At 29.3% G+C, this 25,743-nt stretch carries 24 protein-coding genes and 2 tRNA genes; 8 read left to right on the top strand and 18 right to left on the bottom strand.

All coding sequences use genetic code 11. The features are described 5' to 3' along the window. Window positions 1-259 precede the first annotated feature (259 nt). The 5 genes from N2251_RS08530 to N2251_RS08510 form a co-directional block, all read right to left on the bottom strand. Window positions 260-3,064 carry a M16 family metallopeptidase gene (locus N2251_RS08530; RefSeq protein ID WP_260586310.1) on the bottom strand — a complete coding sequence of 935 codons (2,805 nt, stop codon included), beginning with the start codon at window positions 3,062-3,064 and terminating at the stop codon, window positions 260-262. Window positions 3,065-3,379: 315 nt separating this feature from the next. Further along, the gene (locus N2251_RS08525; RefSeq protein WP_141677648.1) at window positions 3,380-3,790 is read right to left on the bottom strand and encodes a lipocalin family protein; all 411 of its coding nucleotides are present in this window, start codon (window positions 3,788-3,790) and stop codon (window positions 3,380-3,382) included. A 38-nt stretch (window positions 3,791-3,828) separates the two neighbouring features. After that, window positions 3,829-4,056 (bottom strand): hypothetical protein, encoded by a 228-nt coding sequence (locus tag N2251_RS08520; protein ID WP_068703041.1) that lies wholly within the window; start codon window positions 4,054-4,056, stop codon window positions 3,829-3,831. Continuing rightward, window positions 4,053-4,472, bottom strand: a complete 420-nt coding sequence (locus N2251_RS08515) for a hypothetical protein (protein ID WP_141677649.1) — start codon at window positions 4,470-4,472, stop codon at window positions 4,053-4,055. Before N2251_RS08515 ends, N2251_RS08520 begins: the two co-directional genes overlap by 4 nt. A 3-nt stretch (window positions 4,473-4,475) precedes the next feature. Continuing rightward, on the bottom strand, window positions 4,476-4,736 hold the full coding sequence (locus tag N2251_RS08510; protein ID WP_068703044.1) for a hypothetical protein: 261 nt from the start codon (window positions 4,734-4,736) through the stop codon (window positions 4,476-4,478). An 82-nt stretch (window positions 4,737-4,818) separates the two neighbouring features. Between N2251_RS08510 and N2251_RS08505 the strand changes: the two genes are divergently transcribed. Then, on the top strand, window positions 4,819-5,076 hold the full coding sequence (locus N2251_RS08505; protein ID WP_068703048.1) for a helix-turn-helix domain-containing protein: 258 nt from the start codon (window positions 4,819-4,821) through the stop codon (window positions 5,074-5,076). A 245-nt stretch (window positions 5,077-5,321) separates the two neighbouring features. On the opposite strand, the gene N2251_RS08500 is transcribed toward N2251_RS08505, so the two are convergent. Both N2251_RS08500 and N2251_RS08495 read right to left on the bottom strand, forming a co-directional pair. Next, window positions 5,322-5,756, bottom strand: coding sequence for a JAB domain-containing protein (locus N2251_RS08500; RefSeq protein WP_068703948.1), 435 nt, complete (start codon window positions 5,754-5,756; stop codon window positions 5,322-5,324). A 94-nt stretch (window positions 5,757-5,850) separates the two neighbouring features. Then, the gene (locus tag N2251_RS08495; RefSeq protein ID WP_068703050.1) at window positions 5,851-6,216 is read right to left on the bottom strand and encodes a hypothetical protein; all 366 of its coding nucleotides are present in this window, start codon (window positions 6,214-6,216) and stop codon (window positions 5,851-5,853) included. A 262-nt stretch (window positions 6,217-6,478) separates the two neighbouring features. Here N2251_RS08495 and gapS4a point away from each other — a divergent pair, with 262 nt between their 5' ends. Both gapS4a and gapS4b read left to right on the top strand, forming a co-directional pair. After that, complete coding sequence (gene gapS4a / locus N2251_RS08490; RefSeq protein WP_068703052.1) at window positions 6,479-7,423, top strand: GapS4a family protein; 945 nt, start codon at window positions 6,479-6,481, stop codon at window positions 7,421-7,423. 2 nt (window positions 7,424-7,425) lie between these two features. Next, window positions 7,426-8,550, top strand: coding sequence for a GapS4b family protein (gapS4b, locus tag N2251_RS08485; protein WP_068703054.1), 1,125 nt, complete (start codon window positions 7,426-7,428; stop codon window positions 8,548-8,550). A 12-nt stretch (window positions 8,551-8,562) separates the two neighbouring features. Here the strand turns inward: gapS4b and N2251_RS08480 are convergent, their stop codons facing one another. The 8 genes from N2251_RS08480 to trxA form a co-directional block, all read right to left on the bottom strand. Then, entirely contained in the window at window positions 8,563-9,570 is a 1,008-nt protein-coding gene (locus tag N2251_RS08480) for a DUF3871 family protein (RefSeq protein ID WP_068703062.1), read from the bottom strand. Then, entirely contained in the window at window positions 9,545-10,417 is an 873-nt protein-coding gene (locus N2251_RS08475) for an AAA family ATPase (protein ID WP_068703064.1), read from the bottom strand. The genes N2251_RS08480 and N2251_RS08475 overlap by 26 nt, the downstream gene beginning before the upstream one ends. Window positions 10,418-10,798: 381 nt before the next feature. Further along, entirely contained in the window at window positions 10,799-13,369 is a 2,571-nt protein-coding gene (locus N2251_RS08470; RefSeq protein ID WP_068703066.1) for a DEAD/DEAH box helicase family protein, read from the bottom strand. 100 nt (window positions 13,370-13,469) lie between these two features. Further along, entirely contained in the window at window positions 13,470-14,672 is a 1,203-nt protein-coding gene (locus N2251_RS08465; RefSeq protein ID WP_068703068.1) for a site-specific integrase, read from the bottom strand. A gap of 211 nt (window positions 14,673-14,883) precedes the next feature. After that, window positions 14,884-14,957, bottom strand: a tRNA-Asp gene (locus N2251_RS08460). A gap of 44 nt (window positions 14,958-15,001) precedes the next feature. After that, a tRNA-Asp gene (locus tag N2251_RS08455) sits at window positions 15,002-15,075 on the bottom strand. 58 nt (window positions 15,076-15,133) lie between these two features. Then, a complete protein-coding gene (locus N2251_RS08450) occupies window positions 15,134-16,057 on the bottom strand; it encodes a DUF58 domain-containing protein (protein WP_260586497.1) in 924 nt (307 codons plus the stop codon). 71 nt (window positions 16,058-16,128) lie between these two features. Further along, window positions 16,129-16,446: a thioredoxin gene (trxA, locus tag N2251_RS08445; protein ID WP_260586309.1), complete on the bottom strand. Its 318-nt coding sequence runs from the start codon at window positions 16,444-16,446 to the stop codon at window positions 16,129-16,131. 312 nt (window positions 16,447-16,758) lie between these two features. On the opposite strand from trxA, the gene metK reads away from it, so the two are divergent. Beyond that, window positions 16,759-18,015 carry a methionine adenosyltransferase gene (metK, locus tag N2251_RS08440; protein WP_260586308.1) on the top strand — a complete coding sequence of 419 codons (1,257 nt, stop codon included), beginning with the start codon at window positions 16,759-16,761 and terminating at the stop codon, window positions 18,013-18,015. 61 nt (window positions 18,016-18,076) lie between these two features. On the opposite strand, the gene sppA is transcribed toward metK, so the two are convergent. Then, window positions 18,077-19,822, bottom strand: coding sequence for a signal peptide peptidase SppA (gene sppA / locus N2251_RS08435; RefSeq protein WP_260586307.1), 1,746 nt, complete (start codon window positions 19,820-19,822; stop codon window positions 18,077-18,079). Between the two features lie 52 nt (window positions 19,823-19,874). Beyond that, window positions 19,875-20,282 carry a DUF6146 family protein gene (locus N2251_RS08430; protein WP_260586306.1) on the bottom strand — a complete coding sequence of 136 codons (408 nt, stop codon included), beginning with the start codon at window positions 20,280-20,282 and terminating at the stop codon, window positions 19,875-19,877. Window positions 20,283-20,382: 100 nt separating this feature from the next. On the opposite strand from N2251_RS08430, the gene N2251_RS08425 reads away from it, so the two are divergent. The 4 genes from N2251_RS08425 to N2251_RS08410 all read left to right on the top strand — a co-directional run bounded on the left by N2251_RS08425 (window position 20,383) and on the right by N2251_RS08410 (window position 24,730). Continuing rightward, window positions 20,383-20,943 (top strand): DNA-3-methyladenine glycosylase I, encoded by a 561-nt coding sequence (locus N2251_RS08425; protein WP_260586305.1) that lies wholly within the window; start codon window positions 20,383-20,385, stop codon window positions 20,941-20,943. Window positions 20,944-20,988: 45 nt separating this feature from the next. Beyond that, on the top strand, window positions 20,989-23,031 hold the full coding sequence (locus N2251_RS08420; RefSeq protein WP_260586304.1) for a dipeptidyl-peptidase 3 family protein: 2,043 nt from the start codon (window positions 20,989-20,991) through the stop codon (window positions 23,029-23,031). Window positions 23,032-23,113: 82 nt separating this feature from the next. Next, window positions 23,114-24,034 carry an ion channel gene (locus N2251_RS08415; RefSeq protein WP_260586303.1) on the top strand — a complete coding sequence of 307 codons (921 nt, stop codon included), beginning with the start codon at window positions 23,114-23,116 and terminating at the stop codon, window positions 24,032-24,034. Window positions 24,035-24,343: 309 nt separating this feature from the next. Further along, window positions 24,344-24,730, top strand: a complete 387-nt coding sequence (locus tag N2251_RS08410) for a pyrophosphohydrolase domain-containing protein (protein WP_260586302.1) — start codon at window positions 24,344-24,346, stop codon at window positions 24,728-24,730. Window positions 24,731-24,777: 47 nt separating this feature from the next. Here the strand turns inward: N2251_RS08410 and N2251_RS08405 are convergent, their stop codons facing one another. After that, window positions 24,778-25,716 (bottom strand): TlpA family protein disulfide reductase, encoded by a 939-nt coding sequence (locus tag N2251_RS08405; protein WP_260586301.1) that lies wholly within the window; start codon window positions 25,714-25,716, stop codon window positions 24,778-24,780. Between the last annotated feature and the right edge of the window lie 27 nt (window positions 25,717-25,743).

Raw genomic sequence — 25,743 nt, 5'->3', positions numbered from 1 at the left:
TGGTACAAAGTCTCAGCTCTTATTAAAAAAATAAAAGTAAAAATAGAAACCTTGCCAAATGTTTTGTAATGTCATTGTAACTGTTGTTGTTATAAAAGACAAATCTAGAAATTAAATTGTCAAAAACAAATTTAATTTACTTAAAAAGTAAAATCTTTAGATAAACGGATTATGTAAAGCTATAAGTAGTATAAATGAGCCGATATAAAACTAAAAAAGCTCCTCATAAATGAGAAGCTTTTTATAAAATAATTATTTTTTACTTTTTAGGTTTAAAAACAATTTCGTAAGATTTGCTATTTTTCAACAACTTCTTTGTGATGTTTTTTAAATCTTTAATAGTTATCGACTTTACAATATCTTCATAGTTTTTAGGATCATTCATATTATATCCTTCTAATACAGCGTTTTTTAATAAACTCATTTCAAATCTATTGTAGTTTTTACTTTCTTCTCTAGCTTTTAAGAAGTTAGCAAGAGTTTTATCTAAGTCAGCTTGTTTAATATCACCACTTTCTAGTGCTTTAATTTCTTTATGAACAATCGCGATTAACTTTTCAGCTAAGTCAGGATTACAATCAAAATTTACAGATATTGTAGCTTCTTGAGTAGGTCTTCTAGAAATAGAACCTCTAGTTCTAGCACCATAAGTTCCTCCTTCTTCTTCTCTTAAAGATTCTGTGTAACGTAATTGTAACACGTCTCCTATAGCTCTCATTAAAATTGAGTTTTTTAAAGAGTATTTCATGTCGTTTTTAATCACTACACGAACAGAGGTTTTAGGATCTTTCATTTCTAAAAACACATCCTTATCAATTTTATTGTTAATCCAATCTACTGAATTGTCTTTCCACTCTTCTCTTTCATTAGTTGTAGGTATGCTAGCAATATACTTTTCTAATAAAGGTTTGATAGTTTCTTTACTTACATCTCCTACGATAAAGAATTTAAAATCTCCAGCGTTTCCAAATCTACTTGTATAAATAGTCTTCATTTTATCAAAAGACATTTCAGACATTAATTTTTTATCAAATAAACGTTCTGTAGGGTGATTTTTTCCGTATAAAATAGTTGTTACACTATCTTGCATCTTAGATTGAAGTTGCTCGCTCTTTCTAATTAAAAAAGCTTCTACTTGTTGCATTAATACTTTGTAAGAAGTCTCATCAAAACGAGGTTTTGTAAAACGTAAGTTTACTAATTGCATCATTGTTTCAACATCTTTTGTTGAAGAAGATCCTGATACACTTTCAGAGGTGTTACCAACACTTGTTCTAGAACTTGCTTTTTTACCAGCAAGTACTTTTGGTAAATCAACTGCTGAAAATTCACCTAAACCAGACATTTGAATAACGTTGCCTAATAATACTGTTGATGGTAAGTCTTCTTCATCTAATAAAGATTGACCTCCATAACTAACAGCGCTTAAATTTACATCATTCTTGTTTTTGTCAACAAATTTGTAGTGAACCTGAATTCCGTTACTTAATGTAAATATAGTTGAACCAATTTCTTTATTCTCTTCTTCAGAAGTAATAGAACCAGTAACTAAATTAACACCCGACATTAAAGGTTTTACATTTGTTTCTTCTGCGTATCCCTTTAATGTTTTATCATTCTCAACAGTAGTAATGATTTTAAGAGCTGCTGCTTTAGTTAAGTTTTTGTTTCCTTTAACTCCTGTAACAACAATAGATCTGTTGTTTTTAAGATATAATTTTTGAATTTGAGCTAACAATTCTTTTTGAGTTAATTGACCAAAAATTACTTTAGCAATTTCAAATTCCTTTTTGATGTCTGTAATATGAGAATTCTCTAAGTAATTAGTTTGAATTCCTCTTACTATCTGACCATGACTTCTATTTCCGAAACCTGCAATTTGGTTTTCGTAAGAACTTGTATACTGAGCAATAATTCTACTTATTTCAGCTTTTGTAAATCCGAATTTAACAGCTCTGTTAATTTCAGAAATTACCAATTCGAATGCTTTATGTTGCATGTTTGGTTTTGGTACAATACGAGCACTAAACTCATTGTTTAATCTAGAAAGACTACCATAACGAACAGAAGCAAATAAAAGAGGCGAATCTGGTTTTTGGTTGATTTCATTTAATCTTGTAGAAATAATTGATGTTGCCATACCGTTTAAAAGGCTTTCTTTTAAATCGGCAATAGTTTCATTTTTTAAAGACTTGTTGTGACGGATACCGAAAGAAATACTAGAAGAAGTTACTTCTTTGTCCATTCCCATATCATAAATAAGTTCTTCATTATCTGAAATACGAACCTCAGTACGTTTGATAGGGTTTTTTACAGCAGGTATAGTTGAAAATAATTTTTTAATTTTAGCTTCAATTTCATCAACATTTACATCACCAATAATTGCAATGGCTTGTAAATCTGTTCTGTACCAGTCATGATAAAAATCTCGTAAAGCTTTATATTTAAAACCTTCTATAACATCCATTTTACCAATAGGTAAACGTTTAGAGTAAATAGAGTTGTTAAACATTGTACCAATATTTTGCTGTAATACACGCATACCACCGTTTTGGCGAGTTCTCCACTCTTCCTTAACAACGCCTCTTTCTGAATCAATTTCTTTTTCAGTTAAAGATAAATAGTTAGACCAGTTATGTAGTATTGATAAACCAGTATCTATCAATTCAGGTGTTGTAGGGATATTATTTACATTATAAACAGTTTCATCGAAAGATGTGTATGCATTAATATCTCTACCAAATACAAGTCCGTGTTCTTGCATTTTATCTAAAATTCCTTTTCCAGGGAAGTCTTTTGTTCCGTTAAAAGCCATGTGCTCTAAGAAGTGAGCTAATCCTTGCTGATTATCTTTTTCTAAAACAGAACCTACATTTTGTATGATGTAATAACTAGCAACATCTTTAGTAACGGTAGTTTTGTGAATGTAGTAAGTTAGTCCATTTTTTAAAACACCTTTTTTAATACTTTGCTCTTCTGGTAAAGGCGTTTCTAAATTAATACGCTGGGCTATAGCATTGTAATTGAAGGTAATGCATAAAGCCAATAATAAAATTTTCTTCATTTTATTTTTTTTTATATTATTATTGATGTGCTTTTTTAAGCTGTTTTTAGTAGACATCAAAATACTAAAAGCATGCTAATATAATAAAAGGATTGAAGTTGTAACTAAATAATTAGTTTTAATTCTTGAGAAGGAGGTACATTAAGTTGTAATTAGGAATGCGGTGTAGGGTGTTTTTAAAACTAAAAAAGCTTCTCTAAAAAAGAGAAGCTTTTTGCGGTCTGGACGGGACTCTCCACTTTTTTACTTTTGTTAATGCTATTGAGGCTTACAAAGGATTACATTTTTGATGTATGCCTAAATGTGTGCCTTTTCTTAATTTACACGAACAAAATATACAGTCTTAATATAACTTTCAATACCTGTTACAGTGAATTTAAAGTTCATATTATTTCCATTAACCTCTACAATTTGTTTGTTATTTCCTGGTAGGGTTAATTCATTGTTTGATTCATCATAAGAATAGTTTCCCTCCAAGATTTTTAAATCATCACAGTTAGTACCTGAATATTTAGTCAGTATTACTTGACTATTAGATTTTAACTCTAATGTTTCTTTGGAGTCACAAGCTGATAAACTTATTTCATCAATACTTCCATCTTGATACTCTTTAGTCTCTTTTGTTTTATTCCATTTTCCAATGATGCCTGACTGTATATCATCATTATTTTCTCCACAAGAGTATAATAATAAAATACTCATTAAAAGTAAAATTGTTTTCTTCATATTATCTATTTTTAATTGTTACTGTTTTAAATTTACTCTCATAATAGAGTAAATAGATTATAGTGAGTTTTGATTTCCACTTTAAATAAGATGTCTAATTCAAAATACAAATGAATCTGCTCTATTAGTTCCTCATTTATTTCTTCTATATCTTCTTTAATGTATTTATAAACTTCATAACTTTTTTTTGTGCTTACTAATTCTAAATCAAACTCCCAATTTTCATATTGCATACCTATTTTAAAGGGTAGTTCTTTTAACTTCATACAAACACATTGTTTTTTCTTTTACTTATAGGCACTGCTATTTTAAAATCTATTGTATCATTTTCTCTATTATTAATAGAAATAGCTACATCATCTTGAATACAAAACAAATCTGAATTACCTCCTAATACATCTTCAAATAAAAATTCATCTTCATTATTAGCAAAAGAGTTTATAAACTCAACTAGGTAATTAAGATTTTGCTCACTAGCATTAAATACTATTGCTAATAACTCATCTTTATAAAAACTTAAATAAGTTTCTACAGAGATAATCTTATTGGGGAGATATAACTCATGAAGCCTATTGCTTTTACAGTATTTAATTCCGTTACTAAAAGTAGTTAAGTAAGTTAATTCAATACTGCTTACATCAAAAGAACTCATCAGTTTATACTTGATATAATTTGTTATCATATTCTAAAATATTAACCTCCACAAAAAAGTTAGTACATACATAAACATTGAAACTATCATTAAAACAAATACAAACCCTATTAACTCTTGGAAAATTCTAAATCCCCAAGAAACTTCTTTGTTTTCTGTTTCGGAAAACAACCCTCCTAGTTCTTTTTTTAATGCTTTTTCTTTTTCTTCTTTTTTACCAATGTAAGAGATTAGTATAGTATAAACTACAATAGCTACTAATACTCTTAGTATGAAAAAATTTAATACACTCATAAATATTAGATGTTGCCATAAATGGCATTATGTTAAACAAATATAAATCTTTTATTGACTTGTCAAATAAGACAAGTAACAAATGATTCAAGATTTAAAACAATTACAGATTTCAATTCAAAAAGAAGTGGGTAAGAGTGTACAAACCATTAGAGAGTCTAAAGGTTTATCACAAGTTGATTTAGCTAGTAAAATGCTTGGTAGATTTGACACTACAAATATTTCTAGGATTGAATCTGGAAGAACTAACCCCACTCTTTTTACTTTATATAGAATTAGTGAAGCTTTAGAAGTTCCATTATCTGATTTAGTAAATGTGTCATTTGAAGAGGAAGAATAAGTTTTAGCTATTATATCCAAATCACAATAGAACTATAGGATAAAAGCTATTATCTAATGTAATACACTAAAACTACCTCTTGTAATGCTCTTTCTATTATAAAAAAGCTATAATTAATTATCTAGGTTTTTTTATTCCTGTAGCTCATGTGCCTTTATAACTTGTTTATACACTCATCCTTGTTGGTACTAGACTAAAAAATAATACCAATAGTATACAAATTGCAGACACTACAAGTAGTATAATTATAAAATTCCTTCATCTGCAAAGCTAAAGTAGTCTGTCTTAGTTATAATTAGATGGTCTAATAAGTTCAAATCCATATACATACATGCTGACTTTAATTTAATAGTAATACTCTTATCTGATGTACTTGGTTTTAAGTTTCCACTTGGGTGATTATGACATAAAATAATACTGTGAGCAACGCATTTCAATGCTACACTTATAATTAACTTTATATCCACTATACAGCTTGTTGTACCTCCCTTAGATAGATTATATATACCTAGTACCACATTAGCTCTGTTTAGCAAAATGACTTTCACTTCTTCCTGTAATTCTATAAGGTCTTGATTCCAGTTATCTAGAACTAACTTATAAGCATCTTTACTATCTGTAATTTTAACTTTTCTTCTATCATTAGTTGAATAAGAAACTTTTATTTCTGCTACATTCATTTCTTTAAAAATTAAATTCTGTCCAACTTTCGTAATCACTTATTATAATAAACACAAAACTTGGACAGAATTAAGTTATACAGCTTCTGCTTAATTATTGATTTACTCCATTAGGAGAAAAAGCATCAACATTAGTTTGAAATAACTTCTCTACATTAGGAGCTTCATCTGGTGTATAAACCCATCTATGAGTTAAAATAATTTCTTCTCCTGTTTCTTTAATTACATATTCATAAGGAGCTACTTCCTGCTTAACAATACTTCCTTTCATTTGAGTTCCAATAAGAGCCTTACAAGTAACCTCATCAAAAGTTGATGTTATTACAGCTTTTTTAGCTGTAGCATAGAACTGTCCTGTTGTTTTACTAATTACCATTTCTATACCTCCCTGTAACTCTAACAAGTAGAATTCAGAACCATCATCTTTGTTACACCCTCTGTAACCTACAATTTGTACCATAATTTATTTTTTTGAGTTGATAAATAAGTTGATTCTAGAAAATATCTTCTCCTTTAAAAACAGCTATCATCTTGTTTTTTAATCTAGGAAGTAAGAATATTTTCTATACAGAAACACCAAGGGGCATTTCAAAATCTAGAATAAGTGGGGGTAGTTTGGATAGAGAGACTTACATGTGAGAAAAGTTTACTTTAAATTTTTTATATAAAATTTTATATTCTATATTTAATGCCTTAACCCCGAAAAAGAAAAAGAAAAAGAAATGGGAGAATGGTCTAAATCAATAGGTGAGAAAGGAGAAAAAATTTCTAAATTCTTATTTGAAGATATTTTAAATTTTAATTCATTAGAAGAGAATACATCAATCAACTGTGTAAAAGGTAAAAAACATAAAAGAGTAGAAGCTAAAAAAGAAAGAACCACTCATGGATTGGATGGTCTAATAAATTATAAAAGCCCTGTTGAAGATTATTTACTAGATATAGGTCTCATTTCTTCAAAATATACAGGTAAAGAATACCCTAGTAGTAAATCAACATTAAAGACAGAGTTTAAAAAGTATATCAAAGATTTAGCTTATGGTATTGAGTGTTTCCGTTTTAGTGAAAAAAAAAGTAAAATAGATAAGGAGTATATCAATGTTAGTAAAACCACTATAACTGGTGTTTTAGTCTGGTTGTCTGATGCAAGTCCTTTAAATTATGATTTATCTCCTTTTTTGAAAAATGCTATAATAGATAGTGACTTAAATTTTGATAAAATCATATTAGTTGATAATCAAAAGATAAATTTTTTTTATGAAAGCATTTTTAAGACAAAAGACAAATATAAGCATGAGAATGTAGATTTTGTTTACCATAATTCTGGTATAAATACAGAGTTAATTCAAGAGAAATCTTATGGGAAAACTTTCCCTTTAGATTATTTATACTCTGATATAATCCCATTGAGAATAAAAGATAATAATCAAATCATATTAAAAGTATTTATTAATGATGACTTTGATGAAAAAAGTTTTGCTCAAGTGTTAAACTTTACAAAGTCTTTTGACTTATTAAATGCTGTAGATGAAACCATTTTTAAATTTAAAAACTATAATTCATCAATTGATGGGAACTTAGTGAAAGAAAAGCTTTCAAAATTTGAAAATTACAAATTCAATGAAAATCTATTTGTAGAAAAATTCCCATCAGACTTTAGAAATTAAAAATGAAAAAAGATTTTTTACCACAAGGAGATAAAGTAAGGCAATTACTTATCAAATCAGAAATATCAAGTTCAAAGATTAATAATTTATTAAGAGAGAAGGGGGTTTTTATAGGGAGAAGCAAAAAAAATGACTCAATCCCAATGCTAATGAAGAGTATAATTAGTCCAGATGATTTTGAGGAATTGTATAGTGCGCAAAAAAGCAAAGAAGAGAGTTTAAAATATCGAACATCTTCTATAAAGTGTAGTAAGGATTTTGATTTATCCGAAGTTTTTTCATCTGAACTAGATTTAAACTCTAAGATAAGTAAAATACACACTTACAACCCAGGTTATAAAGTAATAGGAGCACCTAATTTTACCATTCCAGATAAAAATACTGTTATGGTAGAGTATAGAATTGAAAGAGAAAATGTTCTAAATGATTGGACAGATAACAAAACATACCATAATGGTTCTGTAATGCTAAGAAAAACCTCTGATGGTAATGTTCAAATTTCAGTTCAACAGAACTCTACATCTAGGGAAACCTTTGAGGTAAATAATATTATAATTAATGAAACAAAGAGATTGTTGAATTATAATTCAATTATTAATCCTCAAGATGATTTTATTTCTATAAAATTTAAAGACTTTGATAATGAGTCAAGGATTAAGTTTTTTAATTCTTTCATGGAAAATCTCTCTTTATTTTTAGATTTCAAATCAATAACTGATATAGATTTATATAGGGATTCTGATAAAAAAAGTCATATTGATATTAAAAAATTTCTTGATGAGATTGTAAATTTAAAATTAAATGGTAAAGGTTTGGAAAACCATATTCTATTATCTAAAGAAGAGTATCATCCGAATCTTATTTTCTCATCTGTTAAATTAAAGTATAAACTTAATTATTCTGATGATGTAAAAGGAGAAGCTATAATAATACTTTCTTTTCCAGATTATATGAGAAATAAAAATGAAGACTCTGAACTTCAAGTATCTATTAATTTCAAGCTAGATAAAGAGAATAGAAAAAAGAAACTTGAAAACTTAATAAGAAAGAAGTTATTAGAGCATCTTGAAATAAAAAAAATAAATAGTTATAATTTACTTAAGATAAAGCCCTCCCTAACTAAATAGGTTGGGCTTCTATCAACTCAAAAACCAATGATAATCTCCATTACCATTGAGTGCTTTAGCTAAACCTTGAGTAAATTCAAAAACATTTGAGTTTCTATTTAAGAAAGTATCTATATAACTACTCTTATTAGCAGAAGTAAATAAGTTATATACATTCCATAAATTAATTGTACTATCATTGCTTTTACAAAACCTTTCATCTTGGTAGAAATCTTTTGCAATGGTAGAAATTTGCCCATCATTTAATAAGAAATCAGGTATGATAGCCTTTTGTTCTTTAGGTAAGTACTGATATAACCTCATCCTACCAATAAGTTGAGCAAATTGATGTTCTGTTAATTGATACTGAGTAAGATTTTTCATTTCTTGTAAGTGCTGTTCAGCTTGATATTGCTGTAAAACTGTAGTTACCTTATTTCCTAGTTCAGTATAAGAACCCACCCGCATTTCATCTATAAAACCATCTGAACTTACACACAAATTACAACAGACTAAATTTTGAAAGCCCACAAAAAATTTGAATTTCTCAATAGTCTTTTTACTATATAAATTCTCTTGGTTATAGGCTCTAACTCCTCCTAATGTTAAAGATATTTTATTACCATTAATAGTATCAGTAATACTTGGTATCCTTATTATAAAAGCCATTCTTTCATAATAGGTTGTTTTCTCATGTTCTAAGAGCTCATTAACAGATTTATTTATTGCAGAAGGTACTCTTCCTTTTATTTGATGAGAAACTCTGATTTCAGCTTTTGAAATAATATGATGAGGAAAAACTTTTCTTACAGCATCTTGCACTACTTCAATAAACTCATGATGGCTAATAGTTCTTTCATTGTCTTTTGAGAATACAGGAATAATACATTTCTCCTTTAAATGAGAAAGACTAACACTCTTTGTGTTAGCCTCTATAAAAGGAGAATTATTTTCACTACTTACAATATCATTATACTCTATTATGTTAGTAGTTTTTTGAATATCTGTATTTTTTCTAGTTGGTATGAGTTGTAATTCCATTTGTACTAAAGTTTTGTTGGTTACTTAATTTTTCTAATTGTTCTTTTTTACTCTTAAACTGAGATTGTAAAGACTGTTGGTATTTTGGATTATCATTATAAAGTTCAGTTAATTCTGATACTGATAAAGAGTTATTAATTTTATGCATCATTTCTTTAACTGTAAGAGGCATGGTATTACACCATTTCAATAATCTCTCACCTATTTTATCTGTAATTACAAACTCTGGTTTATTCATAAACAAACCTGTTCTATCCTTACTTGCTTTAACTAAATGCCTATCATTAACTAATTCAAAATTTACAGTCAATTCATATTCAAAACCTTCTCTTGTAATTTCTTTAGTTCCATGTTTTACAACTTTAGTTTTACCATTACCTACTGAATCTAAAGAGTAATCTACTTTTCTTCTAGTAGTAGTTATAATATGGCAAGATGATTGTAATATTTTGTTTATAAAGTTCTGATGTCTAGGTGTTACAACTGCCCAATCCTGCCACCTGCCACCTAATTTTTCGTGTATCTGCAAGCATCCTCCCGTACCATTCCATTCATGACTCATAGAATCAATGATAACTACTGACATATTGGACTTTTCACATAATTCTATAGCTTCAATATATCTTTCTGGTGAATAAGGAGCTTGTAAGTCTACTACATTAAAACTTCCTAAATCTGAATACAAACTAGCTGATGAGTTTTCTGTATCAATTACAGCTATCTTATTCCAATCTTTTGTCATACCATAAGCTAATAGTAAAGCAGAGTGAGTTTTACCAAATCCACTTGCTCCAGATATTCCTAATCTGAGTTTTACATTTGTTCTTTTACTTTGTTTTAATTGCATAATTTTATTGTTTAAATTAGTTAATATCTATGTGTATAATCTTAAATTTAAAAACGCATCTAATTACTTGAAAATAAATCACTTAATTAGTGTTTTTTTAACATTTGAAAGACCTAATTCTAAATTTTTTTCACTACCTTTGCCTAACAAGATTTCTAGGAGAGAAAATCTTGAAATACTAAAGTATTTTGAGGTGGGGTGTGTTTTTAAGAGAGGGGAGGTAACTTTTATACCTCACAACTAATTCCTCTTTTAAATCTATAAAGTTTTGATTTAATTGGTGGGTACTAGGATTAAAAAGGAGTCTTACTTTATTCAAACAGTAAAACTCCACTTTATTGTTTTTTATATACTATACAAATACATAAAAGTGTGGATTGTTTAAAAACCAGAAGTATCTATATCATCAAGAGCTAATTCTGAATATAATCTATCATATTCTTCTTGACCTAAGTAATCTATTCTCTCCTGCTTTATTTGCTCCCAATTGATACTAGGGTTTAGAAAGTTGATGGAATTGTGATTCATTATTTTAATAGAAATTACTTCTTTAACAAGCACCCTTTCACCACTTACATAATGCTCTTTTCTTTTTCCTAACACTACAAAGTCCTTTTTCAAAAGCTTATACAGGGAGTTTATCTTTTGTCTTGGAGTTTTATTCTCTAAGCTTCTTCTAAATATAAAAATATCATTGTTTAAAAAATCATCATATGTTAATAATCCTTCTAATTGAGTTAATACATCTAAATCTATTGAATCTAATCCGAACTTATTATCAGTTCTTAAGTAGTAGTATTGTTTCCCCTTACTATCATACTTCTTAATATTTACAAGTAGTTTATTCCTAAAATGTCCTATAGCTTTAAATAGGGTTATTCTTTTTTGTTGTACTTCATCTTCAGCAGTAGGAGTCTCTATCTCAGAAGCTGTTTTTATATTATCTAAGAGATAATCTGCTCTTGAATAATCTTCTGTGTGCTCAGCTCCAAAGAACCATTTCTTAGCTCTAGAAATGAGTTGTATTTCAAATGCTTTAAGTGCTTCTTTACTCCTTTGATAAGTTTCCTGTTCTTGATTTAACCTTTTTCTTTTATAGGATACTTTGCACACATTAAATACATAATCTCTTAGCTCGTAATAGTATGCGCTAAAATTTCCGTAGTCTAAATGAAGTCTAAGTTTATATTCAATAGCATGATTGCTGTAAAATCTAGTAAGTTCTTCTTCTATGTTAGTTTCACTAAACCATAGCATTTTACTTGCAAATACCTTTTCTAGTTTACAATTTATAAATTGATTTGTAATAGCAGCATAGGTTATATAGCCACTAATATCTCTCCCGAAGATTGGATAAGTATTTGCTAAATAATCTTCTCCTTTTTCTAATACAAAAGTTTTGAATTCTGGAAAATTTAAAGCTGGTAATCCTCTTCTGTTCCTAGTACCAACTATATCAATTTCATTAGATAAGTAGCCTTGTAATTCAACTGAATAAAATTGATATAATAACCTATTTTGTATACCAAACTTAAAATATTTTACACATTCTTCTTGTTCATTTACATCATGTACTCTTGAATAGAGTTTTGAAAATTGAAGCTTTTGTGCTTGATTCATCAAAGTATACTGAAGTGAAGTATAATCAAATTGGTTGGGTCTAGATAAAATAATATGAATTTGGTTTTTCTCTTGTGTTTCTTCTTCAGGCTTCATATATCTCTGTCTTGCTAAGGCTTGTATCACTGAATTAATTCCACCAGAAAATATTCCGTATTGATTTTTAAAATGTAGCCTTGTACTTCTAGATGGCATAATAATCACCAACGCATGATTGTGTTTCTTTATACTTACTCCTGTCTTGAAATTAGTACCAACATTACACATTGAGTTATCAAATTGATTTTGTTGCTCTATATTTTCCTCTCTACTATTTGAAGCTAATTGAGAGGTGCAATCTTTAATCCCATCATTTCCATACATCTTACGTAATTCCTTACCTATATCTTCTCTTGGGTTTATTATATCCTTTGAAAGTGATTTTGAATAACACAGTACATCAATATCTTTCTTTCTCTCTAATAGCCTAAAAATTGTATTCTTTATTTCTTTTGTCTCAGTAGTAAAATTATAATCATCACTATAATGTAGGTAAAGAGCACTTTGTTTTCTTGAAAACCTTGTTCTTTTAGATTCTATTATTTTAATTTTTCTGTCAGTGAGTTCTGCTAAATATTCAACTACAACTTTTGAAGCTTCATTAAAGGTGGCACTTATTATGAAATTCTTGTGGATAACCTTTTGCCATTTCCATAGATTAAAAATATATTCTTGCCTAAAGTTATGATGTGAATCATGTATTTCATCATATATAAAAACAACCTTTATGCTGTTTTTTTCACAATACTTAGATAATAAACTTAAGTATTCTCTTTTAATTTCGGAGTTCTTAAAGCCATCTTCTCCTGGGTTACCTAATAATGTATTTGCTGTAACTACATGCACGAACTTATTTAAATAATCTATATTTGATGTTCTTCCCAGGTTATTATAATCAAATATTTTCTCTTTAGGTATTCCACCATCTACATGAATATCATTTACATACTGCTTAACTAAGCTAACAAAAGGTGATGCTACAATTATTAAATATTTTTGTCTAGATGTATCTTCGTAGTATCTTTTTATAGTTTTTATAATTCCATAAGATTTACCTTGACCTACAGCTGCATTTACAATTACTGTATTTTTGTAATCTATGGTTATTTGAGCTTGAAGAGAATTATTTATATAACCATTTTCATCAGGTGGTATAATTATTTTCTGTCCATTAGGTTCAATCTTAAGTGTACTATTATTAGTCCTAGAACCAACTATATCAGTTTCACAAATAAAGTCATCAGGGTTTACTTCTTTATACTCAATAGGGTAGTCCTTAAATTCAGTATTCATAGCTAATTTTATTTATAAACCCTAAAATAACACTTTTCTAAAAAACAAAAAGATGAACCTAAGTTCATCTTCTTGAATATTCTAATTATTTAATTTACTATTAAGAATTATCTTTTAGTTTAGCCTGAAGCATAAAAACTTCATCACTAATCTTTTTCTTAACTACTTTAGCGTAGTGCTCTTGTGTTACTGTGATTTTAGAATGCCCTAGTAATTCAGATACAATTTCCATAGGAACACCATTATAAAGCAATACAGTAGAAGCAAATGTTTTTCTAGCTATATGATGAGTAAGGTTTTTATTTAGTCCTACTATATCTGCGATTTCTTTTAAATAAGAATTAAATCTTTGATTAGATATATCAGGTAAATCATTATTGTATTTTAATAAGATTTCTTTTGCTTTGGGTAATAATGGAACTGAAACTTTAGATTTTGTTTTTTTTCTCTCCATCTCAATCCATTCATTGCCATCAAATCCAATTTGAATGTGTTTAATATTTAATTTTGACATATCTACATAAGCTAATCCTGTATAACAACAAAAAATGAATAAGTCTTTTACAACTGATAGTTTCTTTTGTTTTAACTGATGAGTTTCTAATAATTTTAATTCTTTATCAGTTAAGAAAATTAGCTTTTTATAGGTTTTCTTGGCTTTGTAAAACACAAATGGGTCTTTGTCAATATATCCCTCTAGAAAGGCTAATTTGATAATCTTGCGGGTTCTCTGTATGTGTTTGTTTATTGTACTTTGACTTTGTTTTCTTTCGGTTTTTAAATAATAATCTAAATCTTCTAAAAATATGAGTTTTATATTTTTGAGTACTAAATCATTTTTCTTGTATTTATGTTTAATAAATCTTTTTATTAGCTTTTTACATTCTTCAAATTTCTTGTAAGTTGATTCTACATAGCTAATACTAATCATCTTTTTAATTTTTGAATTGTGATAGTCAAATACCTCAAGAAATGTTTTTTCAGATTTTATGCTTTTACCCCTGTATTGTAAATAAATATCTTCAACATCAAACTCTTTTTCATTTACCTGTAAAAACAAGAAAGCCTGATTAATTTGTTGTTTAATCAGACTTAGTTGGGTGTTTATAAAAGTATTGTCTTTATCAGGTGGTTTAGCTAATTGTTCTTTACTATTCCAATATTCTGGATTTATAAAAAAACCAGTTGAGAATTCTTTTCGTTTTTTATAGTAAGTTATTCTGCATCTAATTGGACACTTATTTTGTTTGTTAGTTCTATTCTTTTGTAAGAAGAATAGAATAATTAATCTATTGTTATTCATTGTGTTGTGTGTAATTAGTAATGGTACACCTGAAAATAAGAGTGGTACACCCAATGGTACACTTTTGATACACCTAGCTTTTTTAGCTATGTACACCTAAAAGTACTCCTTTGTAGTTGTTTTTATAAGGTTTTGAAAGAGTAGAGTAGTAGTGAATCCCTTGTAATTACTGTAAACTAAAAAAGCTCCTCTTGAAAAGAGAAGCTTTTTGCGGTCTGGACGGGACTCGAACCCGCGACCCCCTGCGTGACAGGCAGGTATTCTAACCAGCTGAACTACCAGACCGTTGCTTGTAGCATTGTACTATAATTATTGCTTAGATAATTTTGCGGTCTGGACGGGACTCGAACCCGCGACCCCCTGCGTGACAGGCAGGTATTCTAACCAGCTGAACTACCAGACCGTTGCTAATTGCTCTAAGCGGTTGCAAATATAGAACCTTTTTTTAAATAAAAAAGAGATTAATTATGTTTTTTTTGTCTGCTAACAAGGTAAGCAGTTAGTATCTTATTATAGCCTTCATTAATATCAACAGGTATGTAATCTATTTTATATTGTAAGCATTTGTTTTTTAGATTATTGAAGAATTTAGAGCTTAACTCTGTGTAGTTTTCTTGAATGTTTTCGGCATGTAAATTTATTTCTTCTCCTGTCTCTACGTCAATAAATTTTTTAGGTTTATTGTCAAAATCGAATAAAAATTCTGTTTTTTTATCATAAGTATGAAACAATATCACCTCATGTTTGTTAAATTTTAAGTGTCTTAATGCGTCGAAAAGTACTTCTTCGTCTTTTGATGTTTGAAACATATCCGTAAAAAGAAAAATTAAAGAACGTCTATGAATTTTTTCTGCAATTTCATGCAAATACTTATAGGTTTCTGTTGTTGCTTTAGAATTTGAGGTAAGTAAACTTTCTAATTGATTTAATAACATCTTACGGTGACGTTCGCTTCCTTTTTCTGGAGCATAGTATTCGTAAGTATCAGAATAAATACTTAAACCTACGGCATCTCGTTGCTTTTTTAAAATTTCCATTAACGATGCAGCGGCAACTGCAGCAAAACCAATTTTGTTTAAATTGTGTACCGACTGGGTTTTTAGAATAGGGTAGTGCATAGAGGCGGAATTGTCTATAATTAAATGACAACGTAAATTTGTCTCCTCTTCGTACTTCTTAATATATAGTTTTTCGGTCTTAGCAAATAACTTCCAATCTATATGGCGAGTGCTTTCTCCTTTGTTATATAGTTTGTGTTCTGAAAACTCTACAGAGAATCCGTGAAACGGACTTTTATGTATCCCTGTAATAAAACCTTCAACAACTTGTTTGGCAAGTAACTCTAAGTTTCTTATTTCTGATGAAGTGTTATTTAAATCAATCATATATCTTTCGAAAATAAAAAAAGGTTTAGCGTTAGCCAAACCTTTTCAATGATATATTATAAATGTGCTGTTTATATAGCAGCATCAATTTTATCAGTATATGCTTTTTTAGGAGCTGCACCAACTTGCTTGTCTACAACTTCACCGTTTTTAAATACTAAAACAGTAGGTATATTTCTTACACCGTATTTAGCCGCAAATTCTTGATTGTTATCAACATCTACTTTACCTACTACAGCTTTTCCCTCATATTCAGTATGAATTTCATCTACAATTGGCCCAACCATTCTACAAGGTCCACACCAAGCTGCCCAAAAATCAACTAATACTGGTTTGTCTGATTTTAATACTACTTCCTCGAAGTTTGCATCTGTAATTTCTAATGCCATTTTATTCTGTTTTATTTAGGTTAATGTCTTATTTGTACACTACAAAAGTAATCAAATATTTCACCAAAACAATTTTACGAAAATTACTTTTTATTATCATTGTATCAATAGTTTCTATTTCTTTACCCGTTTGTTTTTCTGTGTGTTAAATAATGTATAACTTTGCAATATAATTTTGAGGAAAAATTTGACTGATTGCAACCTCTTTGAACGCGAGTTCATAAATAAAATGCTAAAGCAGTAATTATCTACTCCTTTACGCGACCAAGCAATCCAAGTTTTTCTTTTATTTAATTTTTAAAAAGAATTTTTATGTCATATTTATTTACTTCGGAAAGTGTTTCTGAAGGACACCCGGATAAGATAGCGGATCAGATCTCTGATGCTTTAATCGATAATTTTTTAGCTTTTGATCCTACATCGAAAGTTGCTTGTGAAACATTAGTAACTACAGGTCAGGTAGTCTTGGCAGGAGAAGTGAAATCTAAAACATATTTAGATGTTCAACAAATTGCAAGAGATGTAATAAACAAGATAGGATATACCAAAAGTGAGTATATGTTTGATGGTAGTTCTTGTGGTGTTTTTTCTGCAATTCATGAGCAATCACCAGATATTAATCAAGGTGTTGTAAGAGCAAATCCAGAAGATCAAGGAGCAGGTGATCAAGGAATGATGTTTGGTTATGCAACCGATGAAACTGAAAACTATATGCCATTGGCATTAGAATTATCTCATCGTTTGTTAATTGAGTTAGCTGAGTTGCGCAGAGAGAATAGCGATATTACTTATTTACGACCAGATGCGAAATCTCAAGTAACTATTGAGTATTCTGATGATAATGTACCGCAAAGAATTGATGCGATTGTTATTTCTACACAACATGACGATTTTGATGCAAATGATGATGTAATGTTAGCTAAAATCAAGTCTGATATTGTTTCTATTTTAATTCCAAGAGTTGTAGCTAAATTACCTGCTAGTATCCAGAAGTTATTTACAGATAGTATTACGTACCACATTAACCCAACAGGAGTTTTTGTAATTGGTGGTCCTCATGGAGATACTGGTTTAACAGGGCGTAAAATTATTGTAGATACTTATGGTGGAAAAGGAGCACACGGTGGTGGAGCATTTTCAGGAAAAGATCCATCTAAAGTAGATCGTTCTGGAGCTTATGCTACACGTCATATTGCAAAGAACTTAGTGGCAGCAGGATTATGTAAAGAAGTTTTAGTACAGGTTTCTTATGCTATTGGTGTTGCAAAGCCAACAAGTATTAATGTAGAAACATATGGTACTGCAACGATTGATAAAACAGACGGAGAGATTAGTAAAATAGTAGAAACTATTTTTGATATGCGTCCATACTTTATCGAGCAACGTTTAAAACTTAGGTCACCTATTTATTCTGAAACTGCTGCTTATGGGCACATGGGAAGAAAATCAGAAAAGAAAACGGTAACATTTTCTAACCCAATGGGAGAAACTGTTGAGCGAGAAGTAGAAACATTTACTTGGGAAAAGTTAGATTATGTAGCGAAAGTAAAAGAGAGTTTCGGTTTATAAAACGATTATAAATTACTTATAATAAAAAAGCCTTGACATTGTCAAGGCTTTTTTATTGCGCTTATTTTATTTGAAGTATGTAAGGCATTCTTGCTTGAATTCCTTTTAATTTTTTCATCTGATTGATGTTGTTATAGAGTTGGTAATTTTCATCACCTAATGTTTCTTTTAAAATTTCTTCTTTAGATACTTTCGCAAAAGGAGAAAAATTAAAAGCTTCCTTTAAATCTTTTTTATAATTAGGGTAATTACGAATCTTATATGTTTCTACTTTGGCTAATTCAGCTGCAATTTTAATAGCATCATTTAGGTTACCTAATTTATCAACTAAACCATTTTCAAGCGCTTCTTTACCTGTCCAAACTCTTCCTTGTGCAATTTCATTTACTTGTTCGAAAGTCATATTACGACCAGTTGCAACACGGTTTACAAAAGTAGTATAGATTTGTTCTACACCTTCTTTGGTAACGTCATAGAATTTTTTATCCATAGGTTCAAAAATACTATAGTTAGGGTTGTTGTTTGTAGATACTTGCTCGGCATTAATACCAATGTTGTCTGCAAATTTGTTGAAATTTGGAATGGCTCCAAAAACACCAATAGAACCGGTAATTGTGGTAGGTTCGGCTAATATTTTATCAGCATTACAAGCAATATAATATCCGCCAGAAGCGGCTACGTTACCCATAGAAACTACTAACGGTTTTTCTTTTTTTGTTAATTCTAACTCGCGCCAAATTAATTCAGAAGCTAAAGCGCTACCTCCTGGTGAATTAACACGTAAAACAATTGCTTTTACATTTTTATCTTTTCTTGCTTTTCGTAATGCTTTGTTTATAATTCCTTGACCAATAATATTTTCATTTCCTTCAGTATACATTATTTCTCCTTGTGCATAAATTACAGCAATCTTATTTTTTGCGGTAGAAGAAATTCGTCCTTTTCCAGATTTAATATAATCAGCTAAAGAGATTGTGTTTATTTTTTTATCAGCATTTAAGGCTAGTTTAGCGTCGTATTCATCTTCATAAATAATAGCATCAATTAATTTATGATTTTTAGCCATTATTGCATTTCTACCATTGGCATTATCAGCAATTAAATTTAATTGTTGGGTAGTTATATTTCTGCTTTTGCTAATGTCATCTGTAATTTCTGACCAGATAGATTTTAAAAGCGAAGTAGTTTGTTCGCGGTTAGCATCACTCATCTTATTCGTTAAATATGGCTCAACTGCACTTTTGTATTTTCCGTGACGAATCACTTCCATTTTAATTCCGTATTTATCTTCAAAATCTTTATAATATAAAACTTCGGTAGACAAACCTTTAAAATCAATAGCACCAACAGGATTTAAGAATAAACTATCGGCAACCGAACTTAAATAATAGTTTTTTTGTGAATATACATCGTTGTAGGCATACACAAATTTACCACTCTCTTTAAATTCTTCAATTTTATTTCTGATGGCTTGCGTTTGTGCTACACCAGCGTTTACTAATGCTGTTTTGATACTTATTCCTTTAATGTTACTATCTGTTTTAGCATTTTCGATAGCGTTAATTATTTTGTTTAAAGCTAGCTTTTCATCAGTTAACTCTAAAATTTCGGCTAACGGATTGTCGTCTTTAGGAGCGTAATCTTTTATGGTTGCTGATAAATCTAATTCTAAAACAGAATTTGATTTTACGATGATTTCTTCATCAGAGCCAACAATAGAGGCGATGGCAATAAAAAAGGCAAAGATTAAAAAGATGGCTATAAAAAAACCAATAATTGATGCTAGTAAATTTCGTAAAAACTTCATATTGTACTGTTAATTTTTTGGCAAATATACATTTTACAAAGTTATTTATTTTTTAGCGTAAAGTCATTCGGTATTTACGTTGTGCAAACTCAAAATAATTAAAAAGTTTGTAGTTTACGTCGTAGCCGTAATTAACATTTTGGTTATAGTCGATGATGTTCTCGTAAATGTTGGTGTTAAAATTAATAGGGTTGTTAACTCTAGAATTCCATACAGAAACATATCTTCGGTTTTTATTTTCTAAATAAAATTGCGAATGAAATCCTGGCGATCTTGCAATGGTGTTTAAATAAGTCGTAAAACCAATATCAATAATTGTAATTTCATACTCTAAGCTGTCATTTTTAATAACAACAGGTTCTTCTTTTACGGTATTTTTGTTTTTTATAGGCGAAGTACCACAAGCATAAAAGGAAATTATTAAGATGATTACTGTCGAAAAATATTTTAAAGTTTTCATAATCTGTAAATTAGATACCTATAAAGTTGCAAAAATTATTCCGTTTTTCATTGATTTTTAGTTTGTTTAACAGTAATTTTCAACTTTTAAAGACAAGAAAATGAAGAAAAGATGTTTTTGGGTGAGTGATGATCCGTTATATATAGCGTATCACGACAAAGAGTGGGGCGTTCCTGTTTACGATGATAAAGCCTTATTTGAGTTTTTGATTTTAGAAACTTTTCAGGCAGGTTTAAGTTGGATTACCATTTTAAAGAAAAGAGAAAATTTTAGAGAAGCATTTGATGATTTTGATTATAAAAAAATTGCAACTTATAATGAAGATAAATATAATGAGTTGCTATTGAATAGCGGAATTATAAGAAATAAATTAAAAATTAAATCAGCAATTTCTAACGCGCAACTTTTTATGGAAGTTCAAAAAGAATTCGGTTCTTTTTCGAAGTATATTTGGGGTTTTGTTGATGGTAAGCCAATTAAAAATATATTCGATAAAAGAGAAGATGTACCTGCAACAACAGTTTTGTCGGATAAAATATCAAAAGATTTAAAAAAGCGCGGATTCAAGTTTGTGGGCTCTACGGTTATGTATGCTTATATGCAGGCTACAGGTATGGTAAACGATCATACAACCGATTGTTTTAGATATAACGAAATTTAAAATTTGTACATTTATCAACTGAAAAATCAATTTAAAACTATAAAAATGAAATTAAAACAAATGCTTTATACTGCTGCTGCAGTTAGCTTATTGGTTTCTTGTGGAGTGGATAATAAAAAAGAAGCTAAAGAAACAAAAGAAGAAGTAAAAACTGAAGCGAAGTTTAACCATGAGGTTGAGCAATTTGCGGATATAAAAGTTTTAAGATATCAAATTCCGGGGTTTGAGGAATTAACGTTAAAAGAAAAAAAGTTAGTGTATTATTTAACGCAAGCTGGTTTATCAGGGCGTGATATTATGTGGGATCAAAACTACCGTCATAATTTAGAGATAAGAACTGCTTTAGAGAAAGTAAACACTAATTATAAAGGAGATAAAAACTCAGAAGACTTTAAAAAATTTACTACCTATTTAAAGCGTGTTTGGTTTTCAAACGGAATTCATCACCATTATTCTAACGATAAAATTAAGCCTGCTTTTTCTAAAGATTATTTAGTTGGTTTATTAAAAGAAGTGAACGTTACTTTATCTACAGAAGCATTAGAAGTTGTTTTTAATAAAAAGGATGCCAAAAAGGTAAATAAAAAAGCCGGAGTTGATAATGTTTTAGCCTCAGCAATTAATTTTTACGGACCAGATATTACAAGTAAAGATGTTGAAACTTTTTATAAAACAGCATATAAAGGACCAAAAGGGCAGCCGATAGAAGCTGGATTAAACTCTAAATTAGTTCGTGAAAACGGAAAATTAGTAGAAAAAGTTTGGAAATCGGGCGGAATGTATGGAGCTGCGATCGATAAAATTGTGTATTGGTTAGAGAAGGCTCAGGGTGTTGCAGAAAATGAAAAACAAGGAGAAACTTTAGGATTGTTGATAGAGTACTACAAAACAGGTAGTTTAGATGTTTGGGATAAATATTGTATTTCTTGGGCTACGTCAACAGAAGGAAATATAGATTGGATAAACGGTTTTATAGAAGTGTATAATGATCCTAAAGGATATAGAGGTTCTTACGAGACTGTAGTGCAAATAAAAGATTTCGATATGTCTAAAAAGATGAAAGTTTTATCTGATAACGCACAATGGTTTGAAGATAATTCTCCGTTAGATGAAAATCATAAAAAGAAAAATGTAGTAGGAGTTTCTTATAAAACTGTAAATGTTGCAGGTGAAGCTGGTGATGCATCACCAAGTACACCAATTGGAGTAAATTTACCAAACAATAACTGGATTCGCCAAGAGCACGGTTCTAAATCAGTTTCATTAGGAAACATTATTGGCGCTTACAACAATGCTGGTGGTTCTGGTAGATTAAAAGAGTTTGCGTATAGTGAAGAAGAAGTAAAATTAGAACTTGAATACGGGAAATTAGCGGATAAGTTACACACTGCTTTACACGAGGTAATCGGTCATGCTTCGGGTCTTATAAACGAAGGAGTAGGGCAGCCAAAAGAAACATTAAAAAACTATGCATCTACGATGGAAGAAGGTAGGGCTGATTTAGTAGGGTTGTATTATTTAATGGATCCTAAATTACAAGAATTAGGCTTGGTAAGTGATTGGGAAAAAGTTGGTAAGGCAGCTTATGATGGTTATATCAGAAACGGATTAATGGCACAATTAATTCGTATTAAATTAGGAGATGATATTGAAGAAGATCATATGGTAAATCGCCAATGGGTTTCTGCTTGGTCTTTCGAGCAAGGACAAAAAGAAAATGTAATAGAGAAAGTTACTAAAGATGGTAAAACTTATTTCGTTGTAAACGATTATATGAAGCTTCGTGAAATTTTTGGGCGTTTATTAAAAGAAACACAAAGAATTAAATCTGAAGGAGATTTTGAAGCGGCTAAAGCATTAGTTGAAGGTTACGGTGTTAAAGTAGATCAGGCAATTCATAAAGAGGTTTTAGATCGTAATGAAAAATTTACATCAGCTCCTTATAGCGGATTTGTAAACCCTGTTTTAGTAACAGAAGTAGATGAAGAAGGTAATATTACAAATGTAAAAGTTACACAGCCTACAACATTTGAAGAACAAATGAATTTTTACGCTAAAAACTATAATTTTTTATCAGTAAAAAACTAAGTAAATAGTTTAATTCATTCATGAAAAACCGATTCTTTATTAAAGAATCGGTTTTTGTATTTTTACAAAGTAAAATAATGTAATGGCAAGAAAAATTAAAGATCCAGGATTGGGTTATAATTCCCAAGAAAACAGTAGAGGGCTTATTAATAAAGACGGAAGTTCTAATGTAATTCATGTAAACAAAAACGTTAATATAGATGATTTATACACCTATTTCGTTGAGATGTCTTGGACTAAATTTTTTCTTTTAGTATTTGTAGGATATACCTTTTTAAACATTTTTTTCGGGCTCCTATATACTTTAATAGGTATTGAAGAAATTACACAGCCAGATGAATTTTTTTTATATGATTTTTTAAATGGTTTCTTTTTTAGCGCACAAACATTAACAACAGTAGGTTATGGAGGTATTGCTCCGCATGGTGTAGCATCTAATATTGTTGCTTCTTTTGAAGCTATGTTAGGTTTGTTATCTTTTTCTTTTATTACTGGATTGTTATATGGTCGATTTTCTAAACCAAAAGCAGCCATCCGTTTTAGTGATAATTTAGTTTTAAGAGACTTTAAAGAAAATAAAGCGTTAATGTTTCGGTTAATGAATAATCGAAAAACGGTAATGATTGAGCCTGAAATTAAAGTTACTTTGGTTTTAAATGAAGAAAATAAAGAAGGGGAGTATAAACGAGAATTTTATCAACTAAAACTAGAAAGAGATAGTATAATGTACTTACCAACAATTTGGACGGTGGTACATGAAATAGGTAATGAAAGTCCGTTATTTAAATACACAACAGAACAAATAAAAAAAATGGATGGGCAAGTGTATATTTTACTTAAATATTACGAAGAATCTTTTGGGCAAAATGTATATCAAGCAACATCTTATAATTTCTCTAATTTAGAAATAGATATGAAATATGCGGCTTCCTCTTATTTTGATAAGGAAGGTTACACAATACTAAATCACGATAAATTAAGTGAAGTAGAAAAAATGGCTTAACCTTTAATCAAAAATTTAGCAAGAAATAAAAGAATGATTAAACTCAATATTCCTATGGCTACATAAATAGCGGAATTTTTATAGTGTTTGTTGTTGTTATTTGCATCTTTCTTATAGCTATAAAACATTAAAATGATAAAAGCAATAACGAATATACAAGCAAAAACAATTCTGCCAGGAGTAAACATTTTTGCAGCGATAAGATTAAACATAAAATTATATTTTCAGCAAAGTTAAAGAATGATTTTATAATGAAGAAGATTAAACTAATTATTTGAATAAAATATAAATTGAATTAAAATACACCAAATGAAGAATAAAATAAAAGCAGTACACGAGTTTCATTCAGCGTTTAAATTAAATATTCAAAACAAACCAACAGTAACAATTTCTGACGACAGAAAAAAACTGCGTTTTGAGTTGATGAAAGAAGAGAATGAAGAGTATTTAGAAGCCGCAGAAAATAACGATTTAGTAGAGGTTGCGGATGCCTTGGGTGATATGTTGTATATTTTATGTGGAACGATTATCGAACACGGAATGCAAGATAAGATAGAAGAAGTTTTTAATGAAATTCAGCGAAGTAATATGAGTAAGTTGGGTGAAGATGGTAAACCAATATATCGTGAAGATGGTAAGGTATTAAAAGGGCCAAATTACTTTAAACCAAATATAAAAGAGATTTTAGAAAAATAAAAAGAGCCTCATTAACGAGGCTCTTTTTTGTTTATAATATTTGGTAGTTATTTACCTACAACGCGTTCTAATTCTGATGTTAAGGTTTTTACATTGTTAACCATTTTAAGGATAACTCCGTTAGCATCTACGATAAGGTGTGTTGGATATTGTTTTACTTTTAACTTCTTAGCCATGTACTTTTTCTGGTTCGGTACAGTAGTGTATTTAAAAGGTTTTGTTTTTAAAAATTCAACCAGTTTATCTTTTTCATCAAAAGCTAAACTAACAAACTCAATATCATCATCTTTATATTTATCAACTAAAGCATTTAATTGTGGAAATTCTTCTACACAAACTTTACAAGTAATAAACCAACATTTTAAAACAACTATTTTACCTTCTGTATCTGCTTTATTATGTGATGTTCCTTCTAAATCTACAAAATCATAACGAGGAAGTTTTTTTCCTTCCATTTTAAAATATTGATAAGCGATGGTAGCTTTACTGACCATTGATTTTTTAATTTTAATACTGGTAGGATCTTCAATATTGGTTAATTGATATTGAATCTCATTTTTTTCATTTATAGACTTAATAGCAATATAAGCTCCTGTACGTAATGAAACTAAGAAGATACCTTTGTCCATTATTGCTCCTTTGTTATCAAGAGGAATAAAAGTAGACATTAAATCGATATTTTGTTTATTGTAGGCGTTCCAGTTTTCAAAGCTTTCCTGAACGTTATCAGTATTTATTGCTGATTCTTCTTTTTCTTCCGTGTCATTGGTCGCTGCTTCCTCAACTTCTACTGGTTTTTCAACCTCAATAGGCTTTTCTATTTCTTTTACTTCAGGAGTAACTTTCTCGGCTACTACAGCCTCTTTTTTTACTGTTTCTTCAGATTTATCATTTTTACTAGCACCTTTTAAATAGGTATTTAAAGTAAATAACGATAAAGCAAACCCTATAATTATTGATAATAATGCAAGTATAATATTTCTCATTTTCCCCCTTTAGAATTTAAATATCTT

Origin of the sequence: Tenacibaculum haliotis (assembly GCF_025215075.1) — a bacterium.
Lineage (GTDB): Bacteria > Bacteroidota > Bacteroidia > Flavobacteriales > Flavobacteriaceae > Polaribacter > Polaribacter haliotis_B.
Note: the sequence above shows the minus strand (reverse complement) of the source record. Positions and strands in the feature narration are given on the sequence as shown.

What these genes read in the sequence shown, in the direction of transcription:
- gapS4b (WP_068703054.1), top strand. Translation starts at nt 7,426, where the DNA reads ATGAAAAAAGATTTTTTACCACAAGGAGATAAAGTAAGGCAATTACTT.
- N2251_RS08430 (WP_260586306.1), bottom strand. Translation starts at nt 20,282, where the DNA reads ATGAAAACTTTAAAATATTTTTCGACAGTAATCATCTTAATAATTTCC.
- N2251_RS08475 (WP_068703064.1), bottom strand. Translation starts at nt 10,417, where the DNA reads ATGCAATTAAAACAAAGTAAAAGAACAAATGTAAAACTCAGATTAGGA.
- N2251_RS08465 (WP_068703068.1), bottom strand. Translation starts at nt 14,672, where the DNA reads ATGAATAACAATAGATTAATTATTCTATTCTTCTTACAAAAGAATAGA.
- N2251_RS08410 (WP_260586302.1), top strand. Translation starts at nt 24,344, where the DNA reads ATGAAGAATAAAATAAAAGCAGTACACGAGTTTCATTCAGCGTTTAAA.
- N2251_RS08510 (WP_068703044.1), bottom strand. Translation starts at nt 4,736, where the DNA reads ATGAGTGTATTAAATTTTTTCATACTAAGAGTATTAGTAGCTATTGTA.
- gapS4a (WP_068703052.1), top strand. Translation starts at nt 6,479, where the DNA reads ATGGGAGAATGGTCTAAATCAATAGGTGAGAAAGGAGAAAAAATTTCT.
- sppA (WP_260586307.1), bottom strand. Translation starts at nt 19,822, where the DNA reads ATGAAGTTTTTACGAAATTTACTAGCATCAATTATTGGTTTTTTTATA.
- N2251_RS08425 (WP_260586305.1), top strand. Translation starts at nt 20,383, where the DNA reads ATGAAGAAAAGATGTTTTTGGGTGAGTGATGATCCGTTATATATAGCG.
- N2251_RS08525 (WP_141677648.1), bottom strand. Translation starts at nt 3,790, where the DNA reads ATGAAGAAAACAATTTTACTTTTAATGAGTATTTTATTATTATACTCT.
- N2251_RS08500 (WP_068703948.1), bottom strand. Translation starts at nt 5,756, where the DNA reads ATGAATGTAGCAGAAATAAAAGTTTCTTATTCAACTAATGATAGAAGA.
- N2251_RS08420 (WP_260586304.1), top strand. Translation starts at nt 20,989, where the DNA reads ATGAAATTAAAACAAATGCTTTATACTGCTGCTGCAGTTAGCTTATTG.
- N2251_RS08415 (WP_260586303.1), top strand. Translation starts at nt 23,114, where the DNA reads ATGGCAAGAAAAATTAAAGATCCAGGATTGGGTTATAATTCCCAAGAA.
- N2251_RS08520 (WP_068703041.1), bottom strand. Translation starts at nt 4,056, where the DNA reads ATGAAGTTAAAAGAACTACCCTTTAAAATAGGTATGCAATATGAAAAT.
- N2251_RS08470 (WP_068703066.1), bottom strand. Translation starts at nt 13,369, where the DNA reads ATGAATACTGAATTTAAGGACTACCCTATTGAGTATAAAGAAGTAAAC.
- N2251_RS08405 (WP_260586301.1), bottom strand. Translation starts at nt 25,716, where the DNA reads ATGAGAAATATTATACTTGCATTATTATCAATAATTATAGGGTTTGCT.
- N2251_RS08515 (WP_141677649.1), bottom strand. Translation starts at nt 4,472, where the DNA reads ATGATAACAAATTATATCAAGTATAAACTGATGAGTTCTTTTGATGTA.
- N2251_RS08530 (WP_260586310.1), bottom strand. Translation starts at nt 3,064, where the DNA reads ATGAAGAAAATTTTATTATTGGCTTTATGCATTACCTTCAATTACAAT.
- N2251_RS08505 (WP_068703048.1), top strand. Translation starts at nt 4,819, where the DNA reads ATGATTCAAGATTTAAAACAATTACAGATTTCAATTCAAAAAGAAGTG.
- N2251_RS08480 (WP_068703062.1), bottom strand. Translation starts at nt 9,570, where the DNA reads ATGGAATTACAACTCATACCAACTAGAAAAAATACAGATATTCAAAAA.
- N2251_RS08450 (WP_260586497.1), bottom strand. Translation starts at nt 16,057, where the DNA reads ATGATTGATTTAAATAACACTTCATCAGAAATAAGAAACTTAGAGTTA.
- trxA (WP_260586309.1), bottom strand. Translation starts at nt 16,446, where the DNA reads ATGGCATTAGAAATTACAGATGCAAACTTCGAGGAAGTAGTATTAAAA.
- metK (WP_260586308.1), top strand. Translation starts at nt 16,759, where the DNA reads ATGTCATATTTATTTACTTCGGAAAGTGTTTCTGAAGGACACCCGGAT.
- N2251_RS08495 (WP_068703050.1), bottom strand. Translation starts at nt 6,216, where the DNA reads ATGGTACAAATTGTAGGTTACAGAGGGTGTAACAAAGATGATGGTTCT.